Here is a 26,238-nt window from a genome sequence, read left to right as displayed (position 1 = left end):
GGGATTTCGGTGTGCACCGGTGTCAGAACGCGTTCACGCCGGTCAGCGCACGTCCGATCAACAGTTTCTGGATCTGGCTCGTGCCTTCGTAGAGGGTCGTCACCTTGGCGTCGCGCAGGTATTTGCCGACGGGGAATTCGTCGATGAATCCGTATCCGCCGAATACCTGGAGCGCCCGGTCGGCGGAACGGACGGCGGCTTCGCTGGCGAACAGTTTGGCCTTGGACGATTCGACGGCGAATTCCCGGCCGCGATCGATCAGGTCGGCCACGCGCCACACCAGCAGTCGGGCCGCGTCCACGTCGAGCGCGATATCGGCCAGCAATTCCTGCACGAGTTGGTGACCGGCGATGGGTTTGCCGAATTGTTCACGCTGCGTCGAGTATTCGACCGCCGCTTCGAGGCAGGCCCTGGCCAGTCCGACGCAGCCCGCTGCCACCGACATCCGGCCTTTGGCCAGCGCCGCCATCGCGACACCGAAACCCTTGCCGACACTGTGCAAGCGGGCGCTGTCGGGTACGCGCACGCCGTCGATGACCAGTTCGGCGGTGGCTTGGCCGCGCAGCCCGAGTTTGCCGTGGATCGGGCGGGCGGTGAAGCCGGGGGAGTCGGTGGGCACGAGGAACGCGGTGATTCCCCGGTGCCCTTCGCCGCCGGTGCGCGCGAAGACCAGGGCGACATCGGCCCAGGTGCCGTTGGTGATGAAGATCTTGGTGCCCGACAGCACCCAGTCGTCGCCGTCGCGGACGGCGGTGGTGCGCAACTGCGCGGCGTCGGAGCCGGTGCCCGGTTCGGTGAGCGCAAAACAGCCGAGAGCGGTTCCCGCGGTCAGTCGGGGGAGCCAGTCGTGTTTCTGCTCGTCGGTGCCGAAGGAGTGGATCGACTTGGCGACCAAACCGAGCGACACCGAGACGATGCCGCGTACCGCCGAGTCACCGCGTCCGAGTTCTTCCAGGACCAGACAGTAGGTCAGGTGATCACCGCCGCTGCCGCCGAATTCCTCGGGGATGGTCAAACCGAGGAATCCGACGTCGCCGAGTGCGCGCACGATCGCGGTGTCGACCGACTCCGCTCGATCCCACGCCGCGGCGTGCGGGACGATCTCCCGATCGACGAAATCGGACGCCAGCGCGCGGGCGGCGGACTGCTCGTCGGAGAGTTCGAGATTCATGCGACTCCCAAAACTAACGGTGCAAGTTAGCGTCGAGGCTAGCCGCCGTAAACTTACGGTGCAAGTTTCGATTAGATTGGGTATCCCGACGTCGTCGAGAGGTGAGAATGGGCCGTCCGCGCACCCCGCTGCTCAGTCGTGACCGCATTGTCGCGGCCGCGCTCGAGCTCGCGGATACCGAAGGGCTCGACGCGGTATCGATCCGCCGCCTCGCCACCGCGCTCGGCGTGCGCGGGCCCTCGCTGTACAACCACGTCGCCACCAAGGACGAACTGCTCGACGCCATGGTCGACACCGTCCTGGGCACCGTCGACCTGTCGATGTTCGACGGCGGGCCCGATTGGTACGGGGCGCTGCGCACCTGGGCCAGGTCCTATCGGACGGCACTGTCGCACCATCCGAATCTCGTTCCGGCTCTGAACCAGGGCATGGGCCGCCGCCCGAACGCGCTACGTCAGGCCGATGCTGTCTTCGGCGGACTGGTCGCGGCGGGATGGCCACGCCGCGAGGCCACCCAGGTCGGCGCGCTCATGCGGTTCTTCGTCACCGGATCGACCCTCGGATCGTTCGCGGGCGGCTTCCCCGACGACGCCTCGGTCTACCGGGGTTCGTATCCGCACCTGGGCGAGGCGCATCTGCTCGCCGGAAAACAGCGCGACATCGATGACGCCGCCTTCGAAACCGGACTGGCGGCGCTGCTCGACGGACTCACGCTGAGATTCGAAGTGCTGCGCGCCTCGACGCAGTGAACGCTCGGGCGCGAACAACGCGGCGGATGGTGGTTCAGGACGCGCGCGCGGTCAGCCAGTCCGGGAATTCGGTGAGGTCGCCCAGGATCACGTCGGCGCCCGCCTCGCGCAGTTCCTCGGCGTCACACGGGCCGGTGGTCACGCCGACCGCGAAAACCTCGGCGGTGCGCGCGCCGACCATATCGCCCGCGTGGTCGCCGACGAAAATGCTCGCACCGTAGGTGCGCAGCACCTCGGCCTTGCCCGCCGACCAGAGATCGCCCGCCAGATGATGGACGTCCCAGCCGAGTTCGTCCAGGTGCAGTTGCGCCAGCGGCTGATGCTTGCCGGTGACCACGAGAACACGCCCGCCACGCTCGCGCACCGCGGCCATCGCAGCCTCCGCGCCCGGCAGTGCCGGAACATGCGGCACGATCGAGGGATACAGCTCGCGATATCGGGTGACCAGCGCCGGAATCAGCGCTTCCGGCGCGCCCGCCTCTGCGAGCAACAGTGCCAACGGCGGACCGAGCCGGTTCGAGAATTCCTCCCCGTCCAAGGCCAGCTCGAATTCCGCGCCGACCCGGTCGATGGCCTTCGCGACGCCGGGGCGCGAATCGATCAACGTCATATCCAGGTCGAAGCCCACCGTGAACGTCACCGCACGACTCTATCGCCGATACGCGCCCGGTCCGGGTGAGCTTCGCTACTCATCGCGGCGGCGGCTCGGCCAGTGCCGCGTTGTCCTCGGGTGCGTCGACCGGATCGTCGGGTCGCCATGCCTGACGCACGCCGGGCACGCCCGCCTCGACCACGAATCCGGCGCGGGTGCTGATCGGCGCACCGGGCGTGCGAATGTAGGGAACGACCCGGAAATCGTTGCGCCACAATCGATGATCCAGTTCGACGCGGACGTAGCCGCGTTGCGCGTTGAAGAATTTTACGTCCGGGTTAGCGGCGAGCAACAGGCGCCCGGTGTCGTTCATATCGGCTCCGTCGCGGCCGGTGCTGATCGAAGTCCCGATGAATTCCGAGGCGACGACCGGTGATCGCGGATCGGAGTAGTCGTCGCGCAGATCGACCGCGCAGTTCTGATGGCGGTCACCGGTGATGACGACCATATTGTCCACCTCGCGCCGGGCGGCGGCGCCCAGGACGGCGTCGCGGTCGGCCACGTAGCCGTCCCATCCGTCGGTGCCGACGGCGATATCGGGTCCGGGGTCGTAATCGGACTGTCCCATCGCGACCTGATTCCCGATGATCTGCCATCGCGCGGTCGAACGGGTGAAACCGTCGAGCAGCCAATCCCGTTGCGCCGCACCGAGAATTGTGCGGTCGGTGGCGAAGCGGTCCTCGCAGTCCTCGACCAGGCCGCCGTCGCCGCATGCCTGCGCCGTGCGGTACTGGCGGGTGTCGAGCATGGTCAGGTCGGCGAGATCGCCGAAGGTGTAGCGGCGGTGCAGGCGCAGCGACGGGCCGGACGGCATCTGCGCGAGCCGTAGCGGTTGGTGTTCGTACATCGCCTGGAAGGCGGCGGCGCGGCGGCGACGGTACAGCCACCGCAACCGATGGATGTCGAGTCCGGTTCCCGGGGAATCGCCCGCCCAGTTGTTGTCGACCTCGTGATCGTCCATGGTGACGACCCAGGGGAACGCCGCGTGCGCGGCCCGCAGCGCGGGCTCGGACTTGCCCTGGGCGTAGAGCAGCCGGTATCCGGCAAGGTCGACCGCTTCTTCGCGGGGAAACGGTGCGAGCGGCGCGTCCGCGCGTCCCCTGGTGAAGGTCTTCTCGTAGATGTAGTCGCCGAGATGGACGACGAGATCGAGATCCTCGGCCGCCATGTGCTGGTAGGCGGTGAAATGCCCGGAACTCCAGGACTGACAGGACGCGAAGGCGAATCGCATCCGTTCGACGGCCTGTCCCGGCGCGGGCGCGGTGCGGGTCCGCCCGACCGGTGAGATCGCGGAACCCGCGCGGAATCGATAGAAGTACCAGCGGTCGGGCATGAGTCCGTGCACCTCCGGGTGCACGCTGTGGCCGAGTTCGCGAGTGGCCACGGCACTGCCGCGCGCGGCGATCAGACGGAAGTGCGCGTCGTGGGCGATCTCGTAATCGACGGTGACGGGCGCGTGCGCCATCCCGCCGAGCCCGTCGGGAGCCAACGGGTCGGGGGCGAGTCGCGTCCACAGCACCACCCCGTCCGGGGTGGGATCGCCCGAGGCGACACCGAGCGAGAAGGGGTCACCGAGCAGGCGCGGTGCGGCGAATCGCGCACTGGAGGCATTCGCCGCACCGGCCAGTAGCGCTGCCGAGCCGGCAGCGCCCATCTGTATCAATCGCCTGCGGGACAGGGCCATATCTCAGGGTAGATCAACTGGAGACGGCCCCTCCGATTCCGGAGCTGCCCCGTCGACGATGCGGTTGTGGTTCGGCGAGCGGGTCAGAAGCAGACTTCGACACTTCCCAGCGGGAAGCAGAAGACGACCGATCCGGCCTGGGTGACGCCGGGGGAGGTGGACGAGGGGGTCGCGGCCGATGCGATCGGAGCCGCGATGACGCCCAGAGACAATGTGATGGCGGTGGCAGCAAACACCCGTCTGGCTTTCGAAGACATATCGTGACTTCCTTTGCTCGTACCGGTTGAATTCCTCTAGCGGATCGCCTCTCAGTGTTCGCCGGGAACGCAAGAGTTACCAGACACGAAAACATCAAGATGAGCGCGGGAAAATACCGAGGCGAACACGGGTGAGCTATCGAGCAGTTACCCCGTAACAGTTCGCGAAATAAACCGACGGGCGGTCATTTCGCGCGTAAACCTGCCGTGACCATCATTTTCCCCCGCTTCGGTAACCGTGACGCTTCGGTGACCGGAGAACAATGCCCAGACGTGCCGGTTGTCGTGTCGCTGCGTGTAGGCGATCACGGCGAAGCGGATATCGCCGTGTGTCGTCTCGCGAGGCCGGTTCCCGGCCGGTCGCCGGTCGCCGATCGCCGACGAACACGCCGACGTCGACGCGGTGGTCGCCGGCTTCGGTGGCAGCCCCGCCGTGCGTGCCCGCCTCGAAGCGCTGGCCGTCGCGTCGTGCAGCCTCGTGCTGTTCTGCGAATACATCGCGCACCCGATCCTGGACCGGCTGCGCGAGGACCCGGTCGACGCGGCCCCCGTAATCGAGCGGGAGTTGTCGGAAATCGTCACTTTCCTCGACGATCGGGGACTGCTGCACATGGACGGCCACTTCGGCAATATGCGCAGCGACGGGCAGCGGATATATCTCACCGATTTCGGTCTGGCTACCTCCCCGCATTTCGACCTCTCGGCCGCCGAACGCGATTTCGCCGAACGTCACGTCACCCATGACGCCGATTACGCCGCCATGCGGTTGGTCAATTGGTTGGTGACCGATGTGTGCTGGATACCGATGCCGACCAGCGGCGTCCCGGTCGACCGCAACGAGTACGTGCTTCGATGCGCTTCCGGAGACATACCGGACGAGGTGCCGCCGGTCGTGGCCGCGATTCTGCTCCGGCACGCACCGGCCGCCGCCAGAACGAACGCCTTCTACCGGAAGGTGTTCGGCGGCGATATCCACGCGGAATACCCGCCGCGACATTAGTTGTCGCCGTGTTCCACCGAAAGGTTGGTCATGATGACTCGGTGGACAAACTCCTGGTGCTGGTCAACGGTCTTCCCGGTTCGGGCAAGTCGACGTTGGGCCGAGCGTTGGCTCGGACGTTGAACGCGCGGTTCCTGTCGAAGGATGTCGTCAAGGAAGCCCTCGCGGCCTGTCTCGATGATTCCGACGATCTGCACGCGCTCGGCGGAATCGCGATGGACACGGTCTGGGCTATGGCTCAGGCGATCCCGGGCACCGTGGTCATCGATTCGTGGTGGTTCACACCGCGCGACCTCCATTTCGCCGACTCCGGAATCCAGAGAACCGGCGCATCACACGCCGTCGAGATCTGGTGTGACGTGCCCGCCGATCTGGCCAAGGCCCGCTACGCGAACCGGAACCGCGCGGCCCTCCATCGAGACGAGCAGCGGCTGGCCGACGATTGGGACGCCTGGGCGGCACAGGCCGCACCCCTCGAACTGACACCGACGCTCGTCGTCGATACCACCGGCCCGGTCGATTGCGCGCGCCTGGCCGACCGTATCGGGATCGAGGCGGTGAAGGCCCGGAGGGCAGCGACGTTCGGGTAGCGATGGTCAGTGCTGGGTCGCGATCAGGCGTCGCAATGCGGCGTGGGCGGGTGGACCCCAGGTCGGCTTGCCACCCGCTCGGCCGTGGACTCCGGCGTCTCCGATGAAGATGCCGGCGAAGGCGCGCAGCACCGCGTAGCCGCGGGCACGGCGCAGGGTCGCGGCGTCCGGGGTCGGGCGGTAGGCGTCATGGAAGCGGTCGGTGGCACCGTCGGGCAGCAGAATCCACGCGGCGGCGAGATCGAACGCGGGGTCGCCCGCGAAGAGATCGCCGAAGTCGATCACGCCGCAGATCGTGCCGTTCGCCGTCAGGACATTGGCCGGATGCAGGTCGCCGTGCAGCCACATCGCCGGGCCGGTCCAGGCGGGCGCGGCGACCGCGTCGTCCCAGACCGCGCGGACGGCGTCCGGGTCGGGGATCAGTCCCAGTGCGGTAGCCGAGGCGAGTTGCTCGGCGAACAGTCCGGAACGGTCGCCCAGCGGCGCGCCACGGTCGCGTCCGGTGGGCGCGTGTTCGGGCGCGGGTCGGTGAAGGGCCGTCAAGAAGGCGGCCAAGGTGGTCGCGGCTTCCGTAGCGCGCGTGACGGGGGCGCGGTCGGCGGGCTCGCCCGGCACCCAGGTGGTGACGATCCACGGTCGTGGAAACCGTTCGGAGGGTTCACCGAAGCGCTGCGGCACCGGAACCGGCAGCGGAAGTCGCGGAGCGAGGGTAGGCAGCCAGCTGTACTCCTTGTGCAGTAACGCATCCGCCGATTCCGTTGCCCAGGGCAATCGAACGGCGAGGTCGTCGCCGAGGCGCCACAGCTGGTTGTCCCAGCCGCGCGCACCGAGCCGCACGGGATGATCGGCCAGGTCGGGATGCTGGTCACGCAGCAGTTCCCGCACCAACTCCGCTGTCATCTCGATCTCGTTGTGCGTCATGCGGATCGACGGTAGTCGGCGACCGAAACGGTGAGCGCGTCCGATACGCCAGGGCCGCCATCGGGGTTGCGGATAAACCCGTGGCGGTCCACGGCCCGCCACTGCTAACCTCCCGGAGACCGTGCGAGAGAACGAGGAGGTGGTACCCGTGAACGCTGTATCGACGTGGGTGCTCCTCTCCGGGGTCACGGTCGGGCGATAGGTCGTCCGGGAGCGCCGTTTCCAGTGCACTCCCGAAAGGCACGACCATGCAATTCATTTCTGAACAGCGCCTCGACGACGGCGTCCGCGAGCGCGAATTCACCCTCGGTGAGATCCCCGGCTTCCTGTGGACGCCCGGATCCGTCTCCGCACCGGCGCCGCTGATTCTGATGGGCCATCCCGGCGGACTCCGGATGATGCACCCCCGGCTGGTGGCCCGTGCACGGCACGCCGCGGCGGAGGGTTTCGCCGCCGCCACCATCGAACTCCCGGGAAGCGGTGACCGACCTCGTTCTGCCGCCGCCGAGCAGGCCCGCGTGGACCTGCGCCGGGCGATCGGCGCAGGTGAGCCGGTCGCCGACGAGATCGTCGACCGGCTGGTCCTGCCGTTGGTCGACCAAGCCGTCCCGGAATGGCGATCCGCGCTGGACGCCCTGCTGTCGCTGCCCGAGATCGGTGGTCCGGTCGGGTATTCGGGAGGGGTGATCTCCGTCGGCGTCCGGCTGGCGGTGGTCGAGCCGCGTATTTCGGCCGCGGTCCTGTTCGCCGGGAGTTTCGTGCCGCGCATCATGTTCGAGGAGGCCCGCCAGGTCACCATTCCGCTGCATGTCCTGTTGCAATGGGACGACGAAGGAAACGACCGGCGAATGGCACTGGACCTGTTCGACGCTTTGGGTTCCGAGGAGAAGACGCTGCACGCCAATATGGGCGGGCACACCGGTGTTCCGCAGTTCGCGGGCGAGGAGGCGAACCGGTTCTTCGCGCGGCACCTGAAGTGAGTCGGTCCGGCAGTACGCGATAGGAATCCTCGGTCCGACGCCGCCATCGAGGCCGGGACTTCCCTCGATGGCGGCGTCCGGCAGATGCGGCCCATTGACTTTCCGGCTCGGAAAGTGGACTCTTACTTTCCAAGTAGGAAAGTGAGTTCACCATGGAAAATGTCGCTCCGGATCAGGCACGCGCCGCGCTGGATGCTGTCGAGCACGCGCGCCGCCGAGTGGCCGAGGAGGTCGGGCTGCCGCGCGGATACTGGTGGGCGATGGCCGCGGGCTGGGTCGTGCTCGGCCTGATCGGGGATATCGGGCCGCTGTGGCTGATCATCGCCGCGACGGTGATCTTCGGCGCCGGGCACGCTTTCGTCGCCTCACGGCTGCTCGACGGGCGTCGCCGCACCGATCAGGTGCGGGTCAGCGCGGCCGTGGCCGGACGTCGCACCCCGATCGTGGTGGTGGGCATGCTGCTCGCGCTCGTCGCCGTCACCATCGGTGTGGGGATGGCCCTGGATGCGGATGGCGACCGCAACCCCGGAATCTGGGCGGGAGTGCTCGTCGCGGCGATCGTCGGTTTCGGTGGCCCGGAAATCCTTCGCGTCCTACGACGTTGGTTGCGCGCGTGACGCGGGCCCGCTTCGACGAACTCATCCATCCCAGCACCCGGCTCTCGCTGGTCGCGACGCTGGCAGCCGCCGACTGGGCGGAGTTCGCCTTCCTCAAAGACCGCCTGGGACTGTCGGATTCGGCCCTGTCCAAGCAACTCGCGACCCTGGAGAACGCCGACTACATCACCACCGAACGTCGCCTGGACGGCAACCGCCACAAGGTCCGCGCCCGCCTGACCGAGCGCGGGCGAGACGCCTTCACCGGCCATATCGCCGCCCTACAGGAAATCGTCGCCGCCGCGACCCCCACGGACCCGGCCACGTCACCGTCGTCACCCCGCGGCGCGGGATCTGCCGACGATCGCCTCGATCCGCCCGACCGAACAGGAGCTCGACATGGCAATCTTCCGTAAGACCACACGAGACCCCGAACATCGGCACCGATGACTTTCGGGCGGGTCCGCCGTCGATGCCTCTGGATGACCGAACGACAGGAGAGCAGACATGACGAGACCGTTTCGGTTCGGGGTCGTCGCCCCGCTCATGACAGACGTGGTGACGTGGCGCGATCGCACGCGCCGCATCGCCGACAGCGGCTACTCGACGCTGCTGGTGCCCGACTTCCCGCTGACGCAACCGGCGCCCGGTCCCATGCTGGCCACCGTCGCCGCTTCGACCGACCTGCGCGTGGGCACCTGGGTGTATGCCTCTCCGCTGCGCCCGGCCTGGATGACGGCGTGGGAAGCGCACTCGCTGTCGCTACTCACCGACGGCCGCTTCGAAATGGGCATCGGCACCGGCAGACCGGGAATCGAGGACGAACTCCGGGACAAGAAACTGCCCGTCGTTCCGCCCGGCGAGCGGCTGACACAGGTGCGCGAGACCGTCGAGGCGCTGCGCGACCTCGACGGCCCCCACCTTCGCACGCCGGTGGCGATGGCCGTGCTCGGTCCGAAGGCCCGCGCGCTGGCGGCCGAAGTCGCGGACACGGTCACCTTCGCGCTGGGGGATCAGCCCCGAGCCGAAGTCGAGCGGCTGGCACGTGATTTCCGTACCGTCGGGAACGTCGAGCTCGCGCTGGCCGTGCCGGTCATCGGTGACGCCGTCGCGCCGCATATGGCGCCTCCCGACACCGACCCCGCCGCGCTTCGCGCGGCGGACGCACTGACCGTGCTGCCGGACGACCCGGCGGCCGCCATCGAAGAGATCCAGCGGCGACGCGAGGAGATCGGCTTCTCCTACTTCGTCTTCGGCGCGGACTTCGCCGAGACGTTCGCTCCGGTCGTCGCCGAGCTCGCCGGACGCTAGTTCCGCCGTGCGGGACCGGGTTCGAAAAGATCCGGAATTCGTTGTACGGCGGATGTCGAGAACTCTCGACCGGCTCCGTCCCAGGGGTACGAAGAGCACGACGGGCTCGACGACACACCGAACGTCAGCGCGCCCGAACCGAATCCGGCCGGAATCGGCCGCAACGAACCGAAGGAGAAATTCCATGACGATCCGCCGGATGGATCATGTCGGCATCGTGGTCGAGGATCTCGCGGCCGCTGTCGCGTTCTTCCTCGAACTGGGTATGGAACCGGAGGGTGAAGCGACAGTCGGGGGACCGTGGGCCGACGACCTCCTCGGATTGGACGGGGTCCGAGCCGATATCGTCGTCGTGCGGACTCCGGACGGTCATACCCGGGTCGAGCTCTCGACCTTCCACTCGCCGGTCACCACCGACGCCGCGCCGAACGCGCCGGTGAACACCCCGGGCGTCCTCCGCCTGACCTTCGTCGTCGACGACGTCGAGGACGTCCTCGGCCGCCTCCGTGCCCACGGCGCCGAACTCGTGGGCACGGTCGCCCGATACGAGGACATCTACCGGTACTGCTACCTCCGCGGCCCCGACGGCATCCTGATCGGACTGGTCGAGGAACTCCGCTGAACGACACTCCTCCCGGGCGGAATGCGCTCACGCCGAGCTCCAGGTGTGCGCACGCGCGCGGAGACGATCTCGAACCGCACCGATGAATTCGGCGCGGACACGCCGTCGATACCGCTGGATACACCGACAGCGGTGCACCCGCGCCGGGACCGCTCCAGCGCGGGAGGAAACAGATGGAGGCAACGATGAGCGTCGACGACCCCGCGCACGAGCAAACGATCCGAGCAGGTAGCGCACCCAGGGTGTTGGTGGCGGGTGCGAGCATCGCCGGCCCCGCGCTGGCTCACTGGCTGCACCGGCGCGGGGCCGAGGTGACCGTGGTGGAGCGGGCCACCGAGTTGCGTCCCGGTGGGCAGGCGGTGGACGCGCGCGGGGTGACCAAGGAGGTCATCCGGCAGATGGGGCTGGACGCAGCGGTACGCGCGGCCTGTACCGACACAGCCGGCGCACACACCGTGGACGTGGACGGGAACGTGCTCGAGACTTTCCGCGCGGAAGACGACGGCGGCGACGGGTACATCTCCGACATCGAGATCCTGCGCGGAGACCTGTCCCGGGTGCTCTACGACGACACCCGCGACGGTGTCGAATACATCTTCGGCGACCGGATCGCCGAGCTCACCCAGGACGCGGACGGGGTGGACGTGGTCTTCGCCGGTGGTGACCGGCGGCGCTTCGACCTGGTGATCGGCGCGGACGGGCTGCACTCGGCGCTGCGCGCGATGGTCTTCGGCCCGCGCGAGCGGTTCATCCGCCATCTCGGGCTCGTGCTGGCTTTCTACAGTGTCCCCAACGAGTTCGGGATGGACCGTTGGCTGCTCGACTACCAGGAGTCCGGTCGCTCGGCCGGGCTGCGGCCCATCGGTGACGCCAACCGGGCGATGGCGATGTTCTCCTTCGCCTCGGAGGACTTCGACGTCGACTACCGCGACGTCGCGGCCCAGAAGCGCCTGCTGCGCGAGCGGATGGCCGGGATGGGGTGGTCGACCCCGCGCATCCTCGCGCACCTCGACGACACGCCGGACTTCTACCTCGACCAGGTCGCGCAGGTGGTGATGGATCGCTGGTCGAGCGGACGGGTGGGACTGCTGGGGGACGCGGCGTTCAGTTCGTCGCCGATGTCCGGGCAGGGCACCGGCCTCGCCCTGGTCGGCGCCTACCTGCTGGCCGGAGAACTGGCGGCCGCCGGATGGGACCCGGAGGTGGGATTCGCCGCCTACGAGGCGCGGATGCGCCCGTTCGTCGAGGCCAACCAGGAGATCGGCCGGTTGCACGCTCACAGCCTCACCGTTCCCGCGCCGGAGGTCGAGCCGAATACGCAGCCCGACATCGAATGGGACCTGGACCTGATCGACCGAGCGATCAACGGCATCGAGTTGCCCGACTACGCGGGGGTGCCGGACTCCGGGGCCGAATCGCTGACCAGCTCGTCAGTCGAGTCCTAGGCGGCGAGTCGGGCGCGGGACGCGAGGTATGATTCGAATGTATGTTCGAATCATACGGGGGTTTGTATGCGTCCACTACGCCCGGCGGAGATCGCGGAACTCTTGGCCGATGAGGTATCGGCGCACTTGGCGACCATCGACGAGTCCGGATACCCCCATGTGACACCCGTTCGCTTCGTGTGGGACGGCGACTGCTTCCGGTTGACCGATGTCGCCGATCGTCCACATCTGCGTCGTATGCGATCCGACCCGCGCGTGGGCTTCGTCGTTCATCGGGAGGCCGGAGCGCGCAACGGGGGCGGGCATGTCTCGCGTGAGATCCGGGTGACCGGGCAAGCGCGGCTGACCGACGATATCGGTGGTTCGTGGACCTCTCGGATTCGGGAGAAGTACGCCAGGGCGTCGGGTGGTGACGGGCGTTGCGAGGAAACGGCCGATCGGGTACTTGTCACCATCACGCCCTCGCGATTCTGCGCGGTGGCGGTCGGCTGAAAGACGTGTGCGCACGGCATCCGATCCGCACCCCCGTCTGCTGGCATTGTTCCGGCAGACCGCCGCCACCGTGCCCGCCTACCGGGACTTCCTGGACGAGCACGGCATCGCCGCGGCGAGTATCGCCGCCGCCGCCGAGCGCCGAACCCTGGCCGCGGTGTGCTTCCCGCTGGGAACCTGGGTGGGAGGTCTCTACATCGCGAACTGCTTGCAGGTGCTGGGCGCGCAATCGCCGCTGACCACGATCGCGCCCGGGAACAACAAAGCCGAGATCCTGCGCGTCGTCCCCGAACTCGGCGAATATTTCGACCAGGTGGTGCTTTTCGGATATCCGCCGTGTCTCGAGGACCTCGCCGACGACGGCGGCGTGCTCACCCGCGAGCGGCTGGAGCGGTTCTGCCTCGCGCGGGGATTCGACCCCGGCGAGATGCCCGATCTTCCTTTCGTGTACGTGGTCGGACGCGCGTTGCACGCGGTTGTGTGCGAGAAATTGGCTCGGCGCAACAGCGAATACGCGAATTATGTTCCGGCCGACCGTCGATCACCTCGGGTCGAATTGCGGGACGCGGGTGATCCGGAGTATTTCCCCGTCGAGGTGAAACATCGCTGTACGAGGTGAAATCCGGGCCGTGGAAACCCATTTCATCTCATGGGCGGGAACACCGGATAGTCGGAAATCACCGCCACCGCTCGTGGGCGGCGGTGATTCACGTGGAACCCCGGATGCATCGTGTGCCGACTCCGGGACACTTCTCAAAATACCGCGTGAACTGGCGTTTCGCGAGGCGTTGCAGTCGGTGCCGATGCGCGCTCGACGCGGTTCGTCAGTTCGTCTCGATCTCGAGGGGGAACGAGTGATGTTCGTGGGAGACCACCCAGCGCCCCTGTTGACGGCGCAGGCCGAGTGTCAGGCGTAGCCGTTTGGCCGGGTCTCGCGCGAAATCCTCCGCGGTGCCGCACAACAGCAACGCGTATGCGAAGGCGATATCGCCGCCGACTTCGATATCGAGTGAGACGATTTCGAAATTCGCCCCCTGCGCCTGCCAATCGAAAAAGGCGGGCCAGGACTCGCGATAGGCATCGATACCCCGCACACCCTCCTGGGGCGGCGGCACGTCGAACATCACGATGTCTTCGGCGTGGTCGGCGAGGGTTCCCGCGAGATCGCCCGCGTGCACCGCCGCCGCCCATCGCTCGATCAGGATTCGGATCTGCTTCTCGTCATCGGACATATCGATTCGTCGTCCCTTCCGCCCGGCCGCTGAGGATGCGCGCGCCGACGCCTTCCGCAAAGCGTGCCGAAAACCGCACGGCGGCGCAATGAATCACGCGTGACGAAACATGTTCGGAATACGGCAGGGGTAGACGGGTCGATCAGCTGGTGGCGGAAGCGGCGAACGGGGTCGACGCCGCGACGGTGGCACGCCCGTTCGGATGGCGCCACAAACCCTTGCGCTCGAGGATCGGCAGCACGCCTTCCCCGAACCAGTACGCCTCCTCGAGATGCGGATAACCGGACAGAATGAAATGGCTGATGCCGACCTCGGAGTATTCGATGAGCCGCTCGGCGACCTCCCCGTGGGAGCCGACGAGGGCGGTGCCCGCGCCGCCGCGGACCAGCCCGACACCCGCCCACAGGTTCGGGGCGATCTCCAGGCTGTCGGTCCTGCCGCCGTGCAGGTCGAGCATCCGGCGCTGACCTTCGGATTCGCTGCGTGCCAGACCTGCTTGGACGCGTTCGATATCGGCGGGATCGATACCGGCCAGCAGGCGGTCCGCCTCGGCCCACGCCTGTTCGGAGGTGTCGCGACTGATGACGTGGACGCGCAGTCCGTAGTCCAGGACCCGACCTTCCAGGTCCGCCTGATGGCGCACGGCCTCCAGTTTGCCGCCGACGGCGGCCAGCGGCTCGCCCCAGGTGAGATAGGTGTCGGCGTACCGCGCCGCGACCGGCAGCGCGGCCGCCGAGGAACCACCGAAGAAGACCGGCGGCAGCGGATCGGGACGGTTGCTCAGCAGCGCGTCGACGACCCGGATGTGTTCACCCTCGAAACTGATCGGCTCGTGGGATTGCCAGAGTTCGCGCACCACCCGGAGGAATTCGCCGGTGCGGGCGTAGCGCTGTCCCTTGTCGAGGAAATCGCCGTATGCCTGCTGTTCGTGCGGCTCGCCCCCGGTGACCACGTTCAGCAGCAGTCTGCCGCGCGAATGCCGCTGGAAGGTCGCCGACATCTGCGCGGCCAGGGTGGGGCTGACCAGGCCGGGCCGGAAGGCCACCAGGAATTTCAACGTCTCGGTGGAGTCGACCATCATGGCGGTGGTGAGCCAGGCGTCCTCGCACCACGCGCCGGTCGGGGTCAACACCGCCTCGAAACCGTTGTCCTCGGCGGCGGCGCCGATCTGGTTGAGGTAGCGCAGCGACGCGGGCCGGTCACCGGACATGAAGGTGCCGTGCCCGCCCGCGATCAGACCGCGGGAATCGCCGTAGGTGGGCAGGAACCAGTGGAACGACAGCATCGAAGCCACTCCCTTCGCGAAGCCGGAGGACAGGGTCGTTGCGATCGGCGGCACGCGGCACCGCGGCGGCGGTATCGCGGGTCGCTTCCGGATGGACCGCAATTGTCCATGGTGGGGGTGAGGTCGGAGGTTGTCACGGGTTCGAACCAGCGTGATCGGAATGCCGTGACGGGAGCGCCCGGTGTGGCGGGAGCGTCCCGGTCCGGGACGCTCAGCGATGGCGGCAACGGGACTGAGCTGCGAGATCAGGACCGCAGACCGAGCAGCGACTCGGCCACGGTCCCGATCTGTTCGCGATATTCGGAGCGGGCCGCCGCGGAGGCGTTCCCGCGATCGAGCGTGCCCCGGGTGAGGGTGTAACCGATGGTCTCGGCGATCACCCGCGGCGGCACGACCGGGGTCACCGTGCCCGCGTCGAATTGGCGCTCCAGGTAGCGGGTGAACCGCCGGATCGGGCGTTCGGCGATCTCCTCGGCCAGCGGCGCGAGCATCGGGTCCACCGCGCCGCGCTCGTCGATCAGGCGCAGCAGCGGTCCGGCGGCCTCGACGGCGGCGGCGAAGGTGTCGATGGTGGCGCGCAACATGACTCGCGGATCGTCGGATTCGAGATCGGGTTCCTGCGCGGCGAGGAAGCCGTCGCGGACCCGGATCGCCAGCGCGTGGAAGATCTCTTCCTTCGAGGCGAAATAGACGTACATGGTCGCGCGGGCGACACCCGCCTCGGCGGTGATGGCGGCGACGGTGGTGTGCGCGTATCCGCGTGCGGCGAAGACGCGCGCGGCGGCGTCGAGCAGTGCGCGATGCCGCTCGGTGTGCGAACGTTCGCGCGCCCCTCTGACCGCCCAGGTGGAGTGGGTCACGCCCCCATGGTGGTTGACGTTGACGTCAATGTCAACGAGACTTGCTGGTATGCGCGTCGCTGTGGTGAACCGAGGTGAGATCGCGGTCCGGGTGCTTCGAGCCGCCCGCGAGTACGGGTACGAGACCCTCGCGGTCTACACAGAGGACGAATCCGACGCCGCGCACCTACGGCTCGCCGATGACACCGTGCTGCTACCAGGCCGGGGCGCCGCCGCGTACCTCGACGTACAGGCGGTGGTCGGGGCCGCGCGTAAAGCGGGCCAGGGCGCCCTGGTCCACCCAGGATACGGATTCCTCAGCGAGAGCGCAGATCTCGCGGCGGCATGCACGGCCGCCGATCTCACCTTCGTCGGACCGACCCCCGATGTGCTGCGGATATTCGGTGACAAGGTCGCCGCGCGGGCCGCCGCCAAACTGGCGGGCGCCCCGGTGCTACCCGCGACGGCAGCGGGCGGCGGACTCCCCGAGATCACCGCGCTGCTACAACGCTACCCGGAGGGCGTCATGGTCAAGGCGGCCGCCGGTGGCGGGGGGCGCGGGATGCGCGTCGTCCGCGATCCGGCCCGGCTCGAGGCCGCCTACGAGCGGTGCCGTGCCGAGGCGCTGGCCGGATTCGGTGACGACACCGTCTACGCCGAGGCGCTGGTGCCCGCCGCCCGTCATATCGAGGTGCAGATCGTCGCCGACGGCAAGAACGCGGTGGCGGTGGGCGATCGCGATTGCAGTGTGCAGCGCCGTCAGCAGAAATTTCTCGAGATCGCGCCCGCACCCGGCCTGGGCGAGGCGCTGCGCACCCAGTTGCACCACGACGCGGTCGAGATCGCGGAATCGGTGCGCTGTCGCGGCGTGATCACCGTGGAATTCCTGGTCACCGGCGACAAGGCCTGGTTCCTCGAGGTCAACCCGCGACTACAGGTCGAGCACACCGTCACCGAGGAGGTCACCGGACTCGATCTGGTCGCCATCCAACTCGGGCTCGCGCAGGGGCGTGGCGTGGCAGAACTCGGGGTGCGTGTCCCCTACGAAGACCTCGGCGCGGAGACCTCGCCCCCGGCTGACATCGCCCCGACACGCTACGCCGTGCAGGCCCGGGTGAACGCCGAAATCCTCACCGCCGGTGGGGAAGTGCTGCCAGGAAGCGGCGTCATCGGCCGATTCACCACCCCGACCGGCGCGGGCGTGCGGGTCGACACCGCCGCGTATCCCGGGATGCGGCAGGGCACGCATTTCGATTCGCTGTTGGCCAAGATCGTCGTCCGCGGCGCGACCTATCCCGCCGCGTTGCGCCGTTGCGCCGACGCGCTGGCCGAAACCGTCATCGGGGGCGTGGACACCAATCTCACCCTGTTGCGCGCCGTCGTCGCCGAACTGTCGGAGCTCGCCGGTCGTTCCGACGAGGCGGTCACCACTTCGTGGTTCGAGTCGCGGTTGCACGACCTGCTGACCAGGGCCACCGAATTCGGCGACGAGTTCGAGATCTCCGATCCCGACGAGCTCGCCCCCGCGTCGGTGCAGGCCACGCTGGACGAGGACGAGCAGGCACTGCGCTCACCGATGGGCGGGACCGTGGTCGCGCTCGCCGAACCGGGAACGGTCGTCGCCGCCGGTGCGGAGATCGCGGTCATGGAGGCGATGAAGATGCAGCATGTGCTGCGCGCCGACGAACCGCTGCGGGTGCTGCGCCACCTCGTCGCTGCCGGCGACACCGTCGATCCGCGCACACCGCTGCTGGTGTGGGAGCAGGCCGACCACACCGGCGACGACGACATCGCGGTGGCGACCGACCTGGACGCGATCCGGTCCGATCTCGCCGAAGTGCACGAACGGCACCGCTACACCCTCGACGAGGCCAGGCCCGAAGCGGTCGCCAAACGACATCGTCTCGGGCGGCGCACGGCACGGGAGAACATCGCCGACCTCGTCGACGACGACAGTTTCGTCGAATACGGCGGACTCGCCGTCGCCGCGCAGCGGGCCCGACGCAGCCGCGAGGACCTGATCGCCAACACGCCCGCCGACGGCCTGATCATCGGCCTCGCCACGATCAACGCCGACCGATTCGGCGCCGACGCCGCACGCGCGGTGGTGCTGTCCTACGACTATTCGGTCCTCGCGGGCACCCAGGGCATGCGCAATCACGTCAAGACCGACCGCATGCTGGAAATGGCGCACGAGCGTCGACTTCCGGTCGTGTTCTTCACCGAGGGCGGCGGCGGCAGGCCGGGCGACACCGACTACGCGGGTATCTCCGGATTGGATGTCACGACATTCCGGGCAATGGGCACGCTGTCCGGGCGGGTGCCCCTGATCGGCATCGTGTCCGGGCGATGTTTCGCCGGGAATGCCGCGTTGCTCGGCATGTGCGATGTCGTCATCGCCACCCCCGACGCCAATATCGGCATGGGCGGTCCGGCGATGATCGAGGGCGGCGGGCTCGGCGTCTACCGACCGGAGGACATCGGCCCGATCGAGGTGCAGCGACGCAACGGCGTGGTGCATATCGTGGCCGCCGACGAAGCCGAAGCCGTCGATATCGCCCGCCGATACCTCACATATTTCCAGGGGACCAGCGAGACGTGGGACGCGCCCGATCCCCGCCTCGCACGCCATGTGGTTCCGGAGAACCGCCTGCGGGCCTTCGATATTCGCGAGGCGATCGCCTCGGTCGCCGATATCGGTTCGGTTCTCGAACTGCGCCGGGACTGGGGGATCGGCGTGGTGACCGCGCTGGTGCGGGTCGAGGGCAGGCCGTTCGGACTCGTCGCCAACAACTGCCACCACCTCGGCGGAGCCATCGACGCACCGGCGGCGGACAAACTCAGCATGTTCCTGCGACTGTGCGATGCCCACGGTCTGCCGATCGTCTCCTTGTGTGACACGCCGGGTTTCATGGTCGGTCCGGAAGCCGAGACCCACGCGACCGTCACCAAGTTCAGTCGCCTGTTCATCGACGCCGCCGCCCTGTCGGTGCCGTGGGGCACCGTCATCCTGCGCAAGGGTTACGGACTCGGCGCACAAGCCATGGCGGCCGGATCGTTCCGCGCACCGCGTTTCGTGATCGCCTGGCCCACCGGCGAAATCGGCGGAATGGGCCTCGAGGGCGCGGTCCGCCTCGGCTTCGCCAAGGAACTCGCCGCGATAGCGGACACCGACCAACGCCAGGAGGCATTCGACAATCTCGTACGCGCCGCCTACGACCACGGCAAGGCACTCACCGCCGCCACCGTCTTGGAATTGGACGACGTCATCGACCCCGCCGATACCCGACGCTGGCTGTCCACCCTGCGCTGAGATCGGCACCGGTCGATAAATCGAGTATCGCTCCGGTCGTGTCGCGGAGTAACGTGCCCGACATGCAGCGCGCTTGCTTCACCACGACGCCGGACGACGTCCCGGCGCGCTGACTCTTTCCTGATCCAAGCCCCGGGCGGATGCCCGGGGCTTTCGCGTGCGGTCATCTGCCCTCGACAACGAGGAGACCCACGTGTACGACCACCGAAAACTGGGCCGGGAACTCGGCCTGTTCGACACCGACCCACTGATCGGGTCCGGATTGCCCTATTGGCTGCCCGATGGCGCGATCGTGCGCCACAGTCTCGAGGAATACATCCGGACCGCGGAGCGAGCGGCGGGCTACCAGCACGTCTACTCACCGGTGCTCGGCAAACGAGAACTGTACGAAATCTCCGGCCACTGGGCACATTACACCGACGATATGTACCCGCCGATGGACATCGGTGGTGAGCAGATGGTGCTGCGTCCCAGCCTCTGCCCGCACCACGCGGTGATGTACCGGTCCCGCTCCCACAGCTACCGCGAACTACCCCTGCGCATAGCCGAAATCGGCGCGATGTACCGCTCGGAACTATCCGGTGTCCTGGGCGGTTTGACCCGGGTGCGAGCCATCCAACTCAACGACGCCCACATCTTCTGCACCCTCGACCAGGTCGCCGACGAAGTTGCCGCCGCGCTGGCACTGATCGGCTCCGCGTACCGCGCCATGGGGATCACCGGTGCGCGGTACCGGCTTTCCCTGCCGGGGGCGGGCAAGAAATACGTGGCGGCACCGGACATGTGGCAGCGGGCGACCGAGATTCTGCGGCAGGTACTCGACCGGTCCGGCACTCCGTACGACGCCGTCGAGGGCGAAGCCGCGTTCTACGGACCGAAGATCGACATCCAGGTCACCGACCACGCCGGCCGCGAATCGACCCTGTCCACCGTGCAGGTCGACTTCCATCAACCGGAGCGGTTCGACCTGCACTACATCGGACCCGACGGAGCCGAACATCGTCCGATCATGGTGCACCGCAGCATCATCGGTAGCGTCGAGCGCGCGGTCGCACACCTCGTCGAACACCACGGCGGAGCCTTCCCCGCCTGGCTGGCCCCGGTCCAGGTAGTGGTGCTACCGGTCTCCGGTGCACAGCAACCCGACGCCGATCAACTCCTCGGACGCTGCCAGGGTGCGGGCCTGCGCGCACGCGTGGACCACAGCGAGGCAGGAAGTCTCGGGGCTCGAGTGCGCGACAACCGGCTGGTTCCCTATCAGTTGATCGTCGGCGAGGCCGAAGCCGTCAGTGGGGAAGCGGCGGTGCGGTTGCGCGACGGCCGTCGCTTGCCGGCCCGATCGTCCGACGACGTCATAGCCCGAATCCGGGCCCTGATCGAGGCGCACGACACTCGTTTGTGGATCGATTGATCCTCGCCGGTGGTCCTCGGCCCCGCTATCTTCATTGCCCGGTCGGTGCCCTGCGTTGTTACCGTAGTTCCCATGGGCACCATCCCCCTCGAAGCCCTCCACCAGGCAATCCGCTCCGCCTGGTCGGCTGACACGAGCGCTGTTTCGGACTGGACGAACAGCAACAGTGCCAAGGGACAGTGTGCTGTCACCGCCTGCGTGGTTCACGATCATCTGGGTGGGGACATCTTCAATTGCACCGCCACGTTGCCGACCGGAGAAACTGTTTCCCACTACTTCAACGTCATCGACGGTGAGATCGTCGATCTCACCGTCGAGCAGTTCCCGGAACACACCCGCTTCTCCGAACCGGAACCGAAGGCCGAGGGCTTCCCGTCAACTCGTGACTACTGCCTCTCCTACGAGCGCACCAAGCAGCGCTACGAACTGTTGCAGGAAAGGGTTGCCGAACGCCTCGACAGATAGGCTCACCGAGCAGTCCGCAATCCGAAGAACTCACGTACTTCTGCGACTGCCGTGTGCCGACGCAACTGCTCCGCAATCTCGGTCAGTGTTGTTTGCAGTCGCGTCGAGGCCACCTTGCTGACGCCCTGGAAGTTCTCGATGAGTACTCCGCAACCCTCGGCGATCGCCCCCGCCTGAACGTAGGTCTGAGCCAGTCGGATCTGCCAGGCAATCTGCTCGCGTGGGTATGCCGCGGTACCGTCGATCGCGGATCGCAGATAGGTGGCAGCTTCACCATGGTCGCCCGACCGCATGAAGACCAGGCCGGTCAGCCCGCTCAGTTGCGCCTCCGGCAGGTGAGCAAGGTAGGCGGGATCATCACCCCTGGTCGATTCGTACGCCCGATGTGCCCGGTTCACCGCCCCGACCATCGCCGATCGATCCCCGATCACACTCAGTGCCTCGGCCTCGCGAATCGCCGCCAATGCCCGCAATTTCGGGCCGCCCTCTCTTCTGGCAGCGAGTTGGGCAGCTTGGGCGAGGTGCACACCTTCCTTCGGCCGTGAGCCCTCGCGGTACGACAGAAGGCAGGCGTTGATCCACGTGTGGGCGGCGGCGATCCCGTCGCCGCTCACGGTGGCGGCCTGAGCGGCATCGGCGTAGTAGCGCTTGGCATCTTTCCAACGGCCTGCGTCGTAGTGCACCCAGCCCGCCGCCGTCATCATCTCGGCACCGGCACCGGTCAACTCTTTGCCGATCTTGTCGCTGTAGCTGCCACTGTCGAGAAGCTGCTCCACATAGCGCACTTCGTTGGTGGCGATCTCGCACAGCCGATCACCGCCGGCCATCAGTTGCAGTTCGTGAATTCTGTCGATGCTCTTCGTAATTCGCTCGACGTCCGCAGCGCCGACCCTGACACCGGAAGCGACAGGCGCATGAACATCCTCGAGGTCGCGTCCGGCTACAGCCGCACCGACGCCGACCGCGCTCGTTGTGAGGAACCGGCGACGCCGCATGTCCGCCTCCTGGTCCGACTCCGCCACCAGCAGAGCGAGTGGCACCTGGAGTGCCCTTGCCACGCGGCGCAACACGCGCAGATCGTAGCTCGCCGGACCGTCACGCTCCAGTTGCGAGACGGCCGGTTGGGTGAAGTGGAGCAGCGCACCGAACTCGGCCTGAGTCATCCCGATGGACTTCCGAATTCGGCGGATGGTTCCGCCGGTTGTCATAGGCATTCGTCGATACCCCCGCTGTATGACTGAGCGTTCATGGGTTGTCGAGGTGAACCGCCGAACCCCAACCGGTTTCGCCTCGACCGCACCATATACCGATTTCTGTATAACACCGACGGAGGTAGGTATTTCGGGGCGGAATACCCGGGTTTCCCGGCCAAAGTCGAGAGCGGTACCCGGTACCGGGCAGACGCTTGGCCCCCGCTCGGCGCACCGGCCGCCAGAGTGGCAGACCGGTGGCGAAAGCCCCCGGTGCCGGGTACCACCGACCGTTTCCACCCGTCGAACTCGGAGGTTCCCGATCCAGTGGTCAGCACGCATTCCCTTGCTATGCATCAACTCATCGCCATGACCGGCCAAGAAGCCCACCAACCACCAGCGGTACCGTTCACGATCGAGCAGGCGCACACGGTCATGCAGTTTCACGTCGCCTGCCGGGCAAACCGCTGCCCACGCAAAGCTGCCGCCCTCGACACACTCGTCGATACCGGACGCGTGGTGCCGAATGATACGAAGCCGCGGTGATCGGTTGTGACCGCCATCCCGAATCGCCGACCGATCGAAGCCGGACACCACATCGCACCATTACATCTGCCACGTCGTATCCGGCACATCCACATCGAATCCGGCGCCCTGAGCTTGGATTTCACTGCTGGCGCCGAACAAGCCCAGAACGTGGCCGACGAACTGGCACAGGGCTTCCCGGAATTCACCGTAACTGTGGATGACGACGTTCACCCGGATCTACCACCCCTGCCCTGTGCGGGGTTGTGGGACTGACCGGAGCGCGCTCACACCTCAGAGACCTGTCCAGTTCCGCGCCCTCGGCAAATGCGAGGAAGCGATGGTGAAACCCGAAAGAAGGTGCCAGTTTTGATGCCCGAGCGTGATCGAAAGCCGATCGAGCGCGCCTACGTACACGCGGACGGACCCCTTGCGGAGGTGCTGTGCGACGCGTACTTGATGGAGCTGACGGTCGTCCGGGCGCGACAGCTACGCCAGAGCCATCGGAGGCATCGGCCGGATGACTGTTGGGTGCATTTGCAGGTGGCGGTGAAGCTGCTGCCGCCGGGGTGAATGTGGGCACCGAGAGCCAGCCGCTGCTTCCCGATGCAGGATCTCACACCGAAAGAATTGCGGTCGACGTTATACGGTCGCCGCCGGGTGCTGGCGAAGAAGGGCACAGCGGGAACAGGAATCAACAAATCTGAGTCCGCGATGCGGTTGAAGAGAGGTAATCATTGTGCTCCCAGTAGGAATCGAACCCACGACCCGCCGATTAAAAGTCGGCTGCTCTACCGATTGAGCTATAGGAGTGTCGTGACGCAGATCGGAATCGAACCGACGTAAGTCCTGAATGAAAGTCAGGCTGCCCATGCCATCAGAGCGACTGCGCCGAATCCACGGCGTGGTGGCCGAGGTTTGCGGGTAGCGGAACCGAGGCCCCGGCTGGATGTCAGGCCGGGGAGCGCCGCGAGTATCGGGGCGGGAACGGTTTCGCGCACACGATTTTCGTGACGGTCTCGATCTCGTGTGGTTCGCGTTTCGCGAATTCGGTCATCGTGTGCTCCTTCCTCGATCTCGTGAATTCGACGGTAGCATCGGCGTGCTGCGATTCGAAACCTATTTATTTCGAGGCGTACTCACTGATCGGCGGGCGCGTGCCGGGCACCTCGATAGCCGTTGCGGCGGGCTATGAATCCTCGGCAGGTGGCGGAGACATCGTCTTGCCTGCCGTCAGGAGTCGTTGCGCCAGTATGTGACAGCGCGTCACCAGTTCGGGCGGGTCGAGTACTTCGAAGCTGTGGCCGAGCAGCAGGACGTGGACGAGGACGAAGTCGAGTTCCGCCCCGCCGCTGAGTACCTCGCAGTGCCCGTTGTCACGTTGTTGTACGACCGCGGCCGATGCCGGGATCTGCGCCCGAACGGTTTCGGCGGGTGCGTGCACCAGGAAGCGTGCCCGGTGCGGGTAGACGCGGCTGGCCACGCCTTCCTGGACGTAGGTGGCCGCGTCGGGGGCTGGGCGAGGGTGGAAGCGCCAGGTCCGCGCGGCCACCTCGGTGATGCGGTCGACGCGGAAGCTGCGCCAGTCGTCGCGATCGAGGTCGTAGGCGAGTAGATACCAGCGTCGGTCGGAGGCGACCAGGCGGTAGGGCTCGACTCGGCGTCGTCGACGCACGTCGCCGGAGGGGTAGTCGAAACCGGCTTCGACTTCGTCGCGGCAGGCCCTGGCCAATGTCATGAGCGTTTCCGGATCGACCGGTGTGCGGCCGCCACCGAAGGATTCCACCGCGCCGGACAGGGCGCGCACCTCGTGGCGCAGTCGGGTGGGCAGCACCCGGTCGAGTTTGGTCAGGGCCCGCAGCGCGGCGTCGTCGGCGCCCGCGACCGCGCCGCCCGCACCCGCGAGCAAGGAGACCGCGGTGGCGATCGCTTCCTCGTCGTCGAACAGCAACGGCGGCAGATCCTGCCCGGGACCGAGCTGGTAGCCGCCGCCCACGCCTTGACCCGCGCGCACCTGGTAGCCGAGCGTGCGCAGCCGTTCGACGTCGCGCCGGACCGTGCGCGAGGTGACCCCGAGCCGGTCGGCGAGTTCCGGGCCCGACCACACCCGCCGCTGCTGCAAAAGGCCGAGCAGGGTGAGCACTCGCTCGGTGGTGCCCCGCTCGTCACCGCCCGCGATATCCATAACGACACACTGCCAGAGATAGCGGACCGATTCTGTCCTCCAGTGGTGTCATGGTGGCGATATGGACACAGACGAACTCGAGTGGAATCGGACGCTGCGCGAGCAGTGGGAATTCCATTGGAACCATCAGGTGCGTGCCAGGCTCGACGGTCTCACCGACGAGGAGTACTTCTGGTCGCCGGTGCCCGACGCCTGGAGTGTGCGCCCGCGTGGCACGTCGACCGCGCCCATCCAGGCCGGAACCGGTGACTTCACGATCGACTTCGCCTTCCCCGAACCCGTCCCGCCCGCGTTCACCACGATCGCGTGGCAACTCGGTCACGTCATCGTCGGCGTGCTTGCGGTCCGCAACGCCTCTCATTTCGGCGCGCCCGCAGCCTCCTACGAGACGTGGGAGTACGCGGGGGACGCGGCGACGGCGCTGGCACAGCTCGAATCCCAACTCGACACATGGCTGGCCGGACTGCGCGGGCTCGGGGAAGCCGGACTGCGGGCGAAGGTCGGCCCGAAGGAGCCCTATCCCGAGGCGTCCATGGCCGATCTGGTGCTACACATCCATCGTGAACTGATCCATCACCTGTCCGAAGTCTGCTTGCTGCGCGATCTCTACTCCCACACGCACGCCACGAACGGAGAAATTCGATGAGCCGCGACATACAGGTCACTTTCGACGCCCACGATCCACGGGCACTGTCCACCTTCTGGCGCGACGTACTCGGCTACGTCCACCCCGGCCCGCCCGGAGTCGACCTGCCCCCCGATGCCGACCCGCTGGCCGCCTGGGACGAGTTCCTCGCCGGAATCGGAGTGCCGCCCGAGCAGCGCAACTCCAGATCGGCGATCGAGGATCCGCGGGGGCGCGGTCCACGAGTGTTCTTCCAGCAGGTGCCCGAGGACAAGGTCGGCAAGAACCGCGTTCACCTCGACGTCCGTGCCGCTCCCGGACTGGAGGGGCAGGACAGGATGGCGGCGCTGGAGGCCGAATGCGATCGCCTCGTCGAACTCGGGGCGACACGTCTGCGTCGCCACGAACCCGCGCCTCCGATGGAAGCCGGTTTCATCGTGATGACCGATCCCGAGGGCAACGAGTTCTGTCTCGACTGAGGTCGAACATGTCAGTGATCCAAGGAGATTCGATTCCGCGCGGCCTGCCGGTTGTCGTCGTCCTCGGTCGGATCCTCGGCGTTCCGGCCGAAGCGTTCGCGCACCCCACGGATCGACAGGTCGGCGTGCGTGATCCCGCCGAGCCGTGTCCCGGATTCGCAATCGTCGAGACATTCGACCGCCCGTTCGCGCGAAGGCCGAGCTCAGCCTGCTCGTCGT

Annotated in this window: 28 protein-coding genes and 2 tRNA genes; 18 read left to right on the top strand and 12 right to left on the bottom strand. The window is 67.2% G+C overall.

The features are described 5' to 3' along the window. Positions 1-22 precede the first annotated feature (22 nt). Positions 23-1,171: an acyl-CoA dehydrogenase family protein gene (locus tag DAT37_RS39925; RefSeq protein WP_109530145.1), complete on the bottom strand. Its 1,149-nt coding sequence runs from the start codon at positions 1,169-1,171 to the stop codon at positions 23-25. 107 nt (positions 1,172-1,278) lie between these two features. Between DAT37_RS39925 and DAT37_RS39920 the strand changes: the two genes are divergently transcribed. Beyond that, positions 1,279-1,920: a TetR/AcrR family transcriptional regulator gene (locus tag DAT37_RS39920; RefSeq protein ID WP_109530144.1), complete on the top strand. Its 642-nt coding sequence runs from the start codon at positions 1,279-1,281 to the stop codon at positions 1,918-1,920. Positions 1,921-1,954: 34 nt separating this feature from the next. Here the strand turns inward: DAT37_RS39920 and DAT37_RS39915 are convergent, their stop codons facing one another. The 3 genes from DAT37_RS39915 to DAT37_RS45140 form a co-directional block, all read right to left on the bottom strand. Next, entirely contained in the window at positions 1,955-2,560 is a 606-nt protein-coding gene (locus tag DAT37_RS39915; RefSeq protein ID WP_109530143.1) for an HAD family hydrolase, read from the bottom strand. A 49-nt stretch (positions 2,561-2,609) separates the two neighbouring features. Continuing rightward, positions 2,610-4,256, bottom strand: coding sequence for an alkaline phosphatase D family protein (locus DAT37_RS39910; protein ID WP_109530142.1), 1,647 nt, complete (start codon positions 4,254-4,256; stop codon positions 2,610-2,612). Between the two features lie 83 nt (positions 4,257-4,339). Continuing rightward, on the bottom strand, positions 4,340-4,513 hold the full coding sequence (locus DAT37_RS45140) for a hypothetical protein (protein ID WP_198654681.1): 174 nt from the start codon (positions 4,511-4,513) through the stop codon (positions 4,340-4,342). 403 nt (positions 4,514-4,916) lie between these two features. Here DAT37_RS45140 and DAT37_RS39905 point away from each other — a divergent pair, with 403 nt between their 5' ends. Then, complete coding sequence (locus DAT37_RS39905) at positions 4,917-5,513, top strand: serine/threonine protein kinase (RefSeq protein ID WP_198654680.1); 597 nt, start codon at positions 4,917-4,919, stop codon at positions 5,511-5,513. A 41-nt stretch (positions 5,514-5,554) separates the two neighbouring features. Continuing rightward, positions 5,555-6,103, top strand: a complete 549-nt coding sequence (locus DAT37_RS39900) for an AAA family ATPase (protein WP_157978942.1) — start codon at positions 5,555-5,557, stop codon at positions 6,101-6,103. Positions 6,104-6,109: 6 nt separating this feature from the next. On the opposite strand, the gene DAT37_RS39895 is transcribed toward DAT37_RS39900, so the two are convergent. Then, entirely contained in the window at positions 6,110-7,024 is a 915-nt protein-coding gene (locus tag DAT37_RS39895; protein WP_109530140.1) for an aminoglycoside phosphotransferase family protein, read from the bottom strand. A gap of 248 nt (positions 7,025-7,272) precedes the next feature. On the opposite strand from DAT37_RS39895, the gene DAT37_RS39890 reads away from it, so the two are divergent. The 8 genes from DAT37_RS39890 to DAT37_RS39855 all read left to right on the top strand — a co-directional run bounded on the left by DAT37_RS39890 (position 7,273) and on the right by DAT37_RS39855 (position 13,089). Beyond that, the gene (locus DAT37_RS39890) at positions 7,273-8,004 is read left to right on the top strand and encodes a dienelactone hydrolase family protein (RefSeq protein WP_109530139.1); all 732 of its coding nucleotides are present in this window, start codon (positions 7,273-7,275) and stop codon (positions 8,002-8,004) included. Between the two features lie 152 nt (positions 8,005-8,156). Next, positions 8,157-8,621 carry a hypothetical protein gene (locus tag DAT37_RS39885; protein WP_109530138.1) on the top strand — a complete coding sequence of 155 codons (465 nt, stop codon included), beginning with the start codon at positions 8,157-8,159 and terminating at the stop codon, positions 8,619-8,621. Next, complete coding sequence (locus DAT37_RS39880) at positions 8,618-9,016, top strand: transcriptional regulator (RefSeq protein WP_109530137.1); 399 nt, start codon at positions 8,618-8,620, stop codon at positions 9,014-9,016. The genes DAT37_RS39885 and DAT37_RS39880 overlap by 4 nt, the downstream gene beginning before the upstream one ends. A 91-nt stretch (positions 9,017-9,107) precedes the next feature. Further along, positions 9,108-9,911, top strand: a complete 804-nt coding sequence (locus tag DAT37_RS39875) for an LLM class flavin-dependent oxidoreductase (protein ID WP_109530136.1) — start codon at positions 9,108-9,110, stop codon at positions 9,909-9,911. A 184-nt stretch (positions 9,912-10,095) separates the two neighbouring features. Beyond that, positions 10,096-10,533 (top strand): VOC family protein, encoded by a 438-nt coding sequence (locus DAT37_RS39870; protein ID WP_109530135.1) that lies wholly within the window; start codon positions 10,096-10,098, stop codon positions 10,531-10,533. A 185-nt stretch (positions 10,534-10,718) separates the two neighbouring features. Next, positions 10,719-11,978: an FAD-dependent monooxygenase gene (locus tag DAT37_RS39865; protein WP_198654679.1), complete on the top strand. Its 1,260-nt coding sequence runs from the start codon at positions 10,719-10,721 to the stop codon at positions 11,976-11,978. Positions 11,979-12,044: 66 nt separating this feature from the next. After that, the gene (locus DAT37_RS39860) at positions 12,045-12,470 is read left to right on the top strand and encodes a pyridoxamine 5'-phosphate oxidase family protein (protein WP_109530134.1); all 426 of its coding nucleotides are present in this window, start codon (positions 12,045-12,047) and stop codon (positions 12,468-12,470) included. Positions 12,471-12,477: 7 nt separating this feature from the next. Then, positions 12,478-13,089, top strand: a complete 612-nt coding sequence (locus DAT37_RS39855; RefSeq protein ID WP_198654678.1) for a hypothetical protein — start codon at positions 12,478-12,480, stop codon at positions 13,087-13,089. A 205-nt stretch (positions 13,090-13,294) separates the two neighbouring features. Here DAT37_RS39855 and DAT37_RS39850 read toward each other — a convergent pair whose 3' ends face one another. The 3 genes from DAT37_RS39850 to DAT37_RS39840 form a co-directional block, all read right to left on the bottom strand. Further along, positions 13,295-13,702: a YybH family protein gene (locus DAT37_RS39850; RefSeq protein ID WP_109530133.1), complete on the bottom strand. Its 408-nt coding sequence runs from the start codon at positions 13,700-13,702 to the stop codon at positions 13,295-13,297. 142 nt (positions 13,703-13,844) lie between these two features. Then, positions 13,845-14,987: an LLM class flavin-dependent oxidoreductase gene (locus DAT37_RS39845; protein ID WP_109530355.1), complete on the bottom strand. Its 1,143-nt coding sequence runs from the start codon at positions 14,985-14,987 to the stop codon at positions 13,845-13,847. Positions 14,988-15,232: 245 nt separating this feature from the next. Next, positions 15,233-15,847: a TetR/AcrR family transcriptional regulator gene (locus DAT37_RS39840; protein WP_157978941.1), complete on the bottom strand. Its 615-nt coding sequence runs from the start codon at positions 15,845-15,847 to the stop codon at positions 15,233-15,235. Positions 15,848-15,896: 49 nt separating this feature from the next. Here DAT37_RS39840 and DAT37_RS39835 point away from each other — a divergent pair, with 49 nt between their 5' ends. The 3 genes from DAT37_RS39835 (at position 15,897) to DAT37_RS39825 (ending at position 21,015) form a co-directional block, all read left to right on the top strand. Beyond that, a complete protein-coding gene (locus DAT37_RS39835) occupies positions 15,897-19,139 on the top strand; it encodes an acetyl-CoA carboxylase family protein (protein WP_109530131.1) in 3,243 nt (1,080 codons plus the stop codon). A 157-nt stretch (positions 19,140-19,296) separates the two neighbouring features. Further along, a complete protein-coding gene (gene thrS, locus DAT37_RS39830) occupies positions 19,297-20,550 on the top strand; it encodes a threonine--tRNA ligase (RefSeq protein WP_109530130.1) in 1,254 nt (417 codons plus the stop codon). 72 nt (positions 20,551-20,622) lie between these two features. After that, the gene (locus DAT37_RS39825) at positions 20,623-21,015 is read left to right on the top strand and encodes a YunG family protein (RefSeq protein ID WP_157978940.1); all 393 of its coding nucleotides are present in this window, start codon (positions 20,623-20,625) and stop codon (positions 21,013-21,015) included. Between the two features lie 2 nt (positions 21,016-21,017). On the opposite strand, the gene DAT37_RS39820 is transcribed toward DAT37_RS39825, so the two are convergent. After that, a complete protein-coding gene (locus DAT37_RS39820; RefSeq protein ID WP_157978939.1) occupies positions 21,018-22,223 on the bottom strand; it encodes a helix-turn-helix domain-containing protein in 1,206 nt (401 codons plus the stop codon). 333 nt (positions 22,224-22,556) lie between these two features. Here DAT37_RS39820 and DAT37_RS39815 point away from each other — a divergent pair, with 333 nt between their 5' ends. Continuing rightward, positions 22,557-22,751, top strand: coding sequence for a hypothetical protein (locus DAT37_RS39815; RefSeq protein WP_109530127.1), 195 nt, complete (start codon positions 22,557-22,559; stop codon positions 22,749-22,751). Between the two features lie 6 nt (positions 22,752-22,757). Beyond that, complete coding sequence (locus DAT37_RS44610) at positions 22,758-23,006, top strand: hypothetical protein (RefSeq protein WP_157978938.1); 249 nt, start codon at positions 22,758-22,760, stop codon at positions 23,004-23,006. Between the two features lie 464 nt (positions 23,007-23,470). Here DAT37_RS44610 and DAT37_RS39805 read toward each other — a convergent pair. The 3 genes from DAT37_RS39805 to DAT37_RS39795 form a co-directional block, all read right to left on the bottom strand. Continuing rightward, a tRNA-Lys gene (locus DAT37_RS39805) sits at positions 23,471-23,542 on the bottom strand. 5 nt (positions 23,543-23,547) lie between these two features. Beyond that, positions 23,548-23,623 (bottom strand) — tRNA-Glu (locus DAT37_RS39800). 296 nt (positions 23,624-23,919) lie between these two features. Continuing rightward, the gene (locus DAT37_RS39795; RefSeq protein ID WP_109530125.1) at positions 23,920-24,915 is read right to left on the bottom strand and encodes a helix-turn-helix transcriptional regulator; all 996 of its coding nucleotides are present in this window, start codon (positions 24,913-24,915) and stop codon (positions 23,920-23,922) included. Positions 24,916-24,976: 61 nt separating this feature from the next. Here DAT37_RS39795 and DAT37_RS39790 point away from each other — a divergent pair, with 61 nt between their 5' ends. Then, positions 24,977-25,561 (top strand): DinB family protein, encoded by a 585-nt coding sequence (locus DAT37_RS39790; protein WP_109530124.1) that lies wholly within the window; start codon positions 24,977-24,979, stop codon positions 25,559-25,561. Further along, positions 25,558-26,019, top strand: a complete 462-nt coding sequence (locus DAT37_RS39785; RefSeq protein ID WP_109530123.1) for a VOC family protein — start codon at positions 25,558-25,560, stop codon at positions 26,017-26,019. The genes DAT37_RS39790 and DAT37_RS39785 overlap by 4 nt, the downstream gene beginning before the upstream one ends. Positions 26,020-26,238 lie beyond the last annotated feature (219 nt).

The organism is Nocardia aurea, assembly GCF_003123685.1.
GTDB classification, from domain to species: domain Bacteria; phylum Actinomycetota; class Actinomycetes; order Mycobacteriales; family Mycobacteriaceae; genus Nocardia; species Nocardia aurea.
This window is presented reverse-complemented; position numbering and strand designations above follow the sequence as displayed.

Coding starts and splice junctions, on each gene's coding strand:
- DAT37_RS39835 (WP_109530131.1), top strand. CDS start 15,897: ATGCGCGTCGCTGTGGTGAACCGAGGTGAGATCGCGGTCCGGGTGCTT.
- DAT37_RS39845 (WP_109530355.1), bottom strand. CDS start 14,987: ATGCTGTCGTTCCACTGGTTCCTGCCCACCTACGGCGATTCCCGCGGT.
- DAT37_RS39890 (WP_109530139.1), top strand. CDS start 7,273: ATGCAATTCATTTCTGAACAGCGCCTCGACGACGGCGTCCGCGAGCGC.
- DAT37_RS39785 (WP_109530123.1), top strand. CDS start 25,558: ATGAGCCGCGACATACAGGTCACTTTCGACGCCCACGATCCACGGGCA.
- DAT37_RS39885 (WP_109530138.1), top strand. CDS start 8,157: ATGGAAAATGTCGCTCCGGATCAGGCACGCGCCGCGCTGGATGCTGTC.
- DAT37_RS45140 (WP_198654681.1), bottom strand. CDS start 4,513: ATGTCTTCGAAAGCCAGACGGGTGTTTGCTGCCACCGCCATCACATTG.
- DAT37_RS39795 (WP_109530125.1), bottom strand. CDS start 24,915: ATGGATATCGCGGGCGGTGACGAGCGGGGCACCACCGAGCGAGTGCTC.
- DAT37_RS39860 (WP_109530134.1), top strand. CDS start 12,045: ATGCGTCCACTACGCCCGGCGGAGATCGCGGAACTCTTGGCCGATGAG.
- DAT37_RS39920 (WP_109530144.1), top strand. CDS start 1,279: ATGGGCCGTCCGCGCACCCCGCTGCTCAGTCGTGACCGCATTGTCGCG.
- DAT37_RS39895 (WP_109530140.1), bottom strand. CDS start 7,024: ATGACGCACAACGAGATCGAGATGACAGCGGAGTTGGTGCGGGAACTG.
- DAT37_RS39815 (WP_109530127.1), top strand. CDS start 22,557: ATGCATCAACTCATCGCCATGACCGGCCAAGAAGCCCACCAACCACCA.
- DAT37_RS39875 (WP_109530136.1), top strand. CDS start 9,108: ATGACGAGACCGTTTCGGTTCGGGGTCGTCGCCCCGCTCATGACAGAC.
- DAT37_RS39910 (WP_109530142.1), bottom strand. CDS start 4,256: ATGGCCCTGTCCCGCAGGCGATTGATACAGATGGGCGCTGCCGGCTCG.
- DAT37_RS39870 (WP_109530135.1), top strand. CDS start 10,096: ATGACGATCCGCCGGATGGATCATGTCGGCATCGTGGTCGAGGATCTC.
- DAT37_RS39850 (WP_109530133.1), bottom strand. CDS start 13,702: ATGTCCGATGACGAGAAGCAGATCCGAATCCTGATCGAGCGATGGGCG.
- DAT37_RS39820 (WP_157978939.1), bottom strand. CDS start 22,223: ATGACAACCGGCGGAACCATCCGCCGAATTCGGAAGTCCATCGGGATG.
- DAT37_RS39865 (WP_198654679.1), top strand. CDS start 10,719: ATGAGCGTCGACGACCCCGCGCACGAGCAAACGATCCGAGCAGGTAGC.
- DAT37_RS39925 (WP_109530145.1), bottom strand. CDS start 1,171: ATGAATCTCGAACTCTCCGACGAGCAGTCCGCCGCCCGCGCGCTGGCG.
- DAT37_RS39825 (WP_157978940.1), top strand. CDS start 20,623: ATGGGCACCATCCCCCTCGAAGCCCTCCACCAGGCAATCCGCTCCGCC.
- DAT37_RS39790 (WP_109530124.1), top strand. CDS start 24,977: ATGGACACAGACGAACTCGAGTGGAATCGGACGCTGCGCGAGCAGTGG.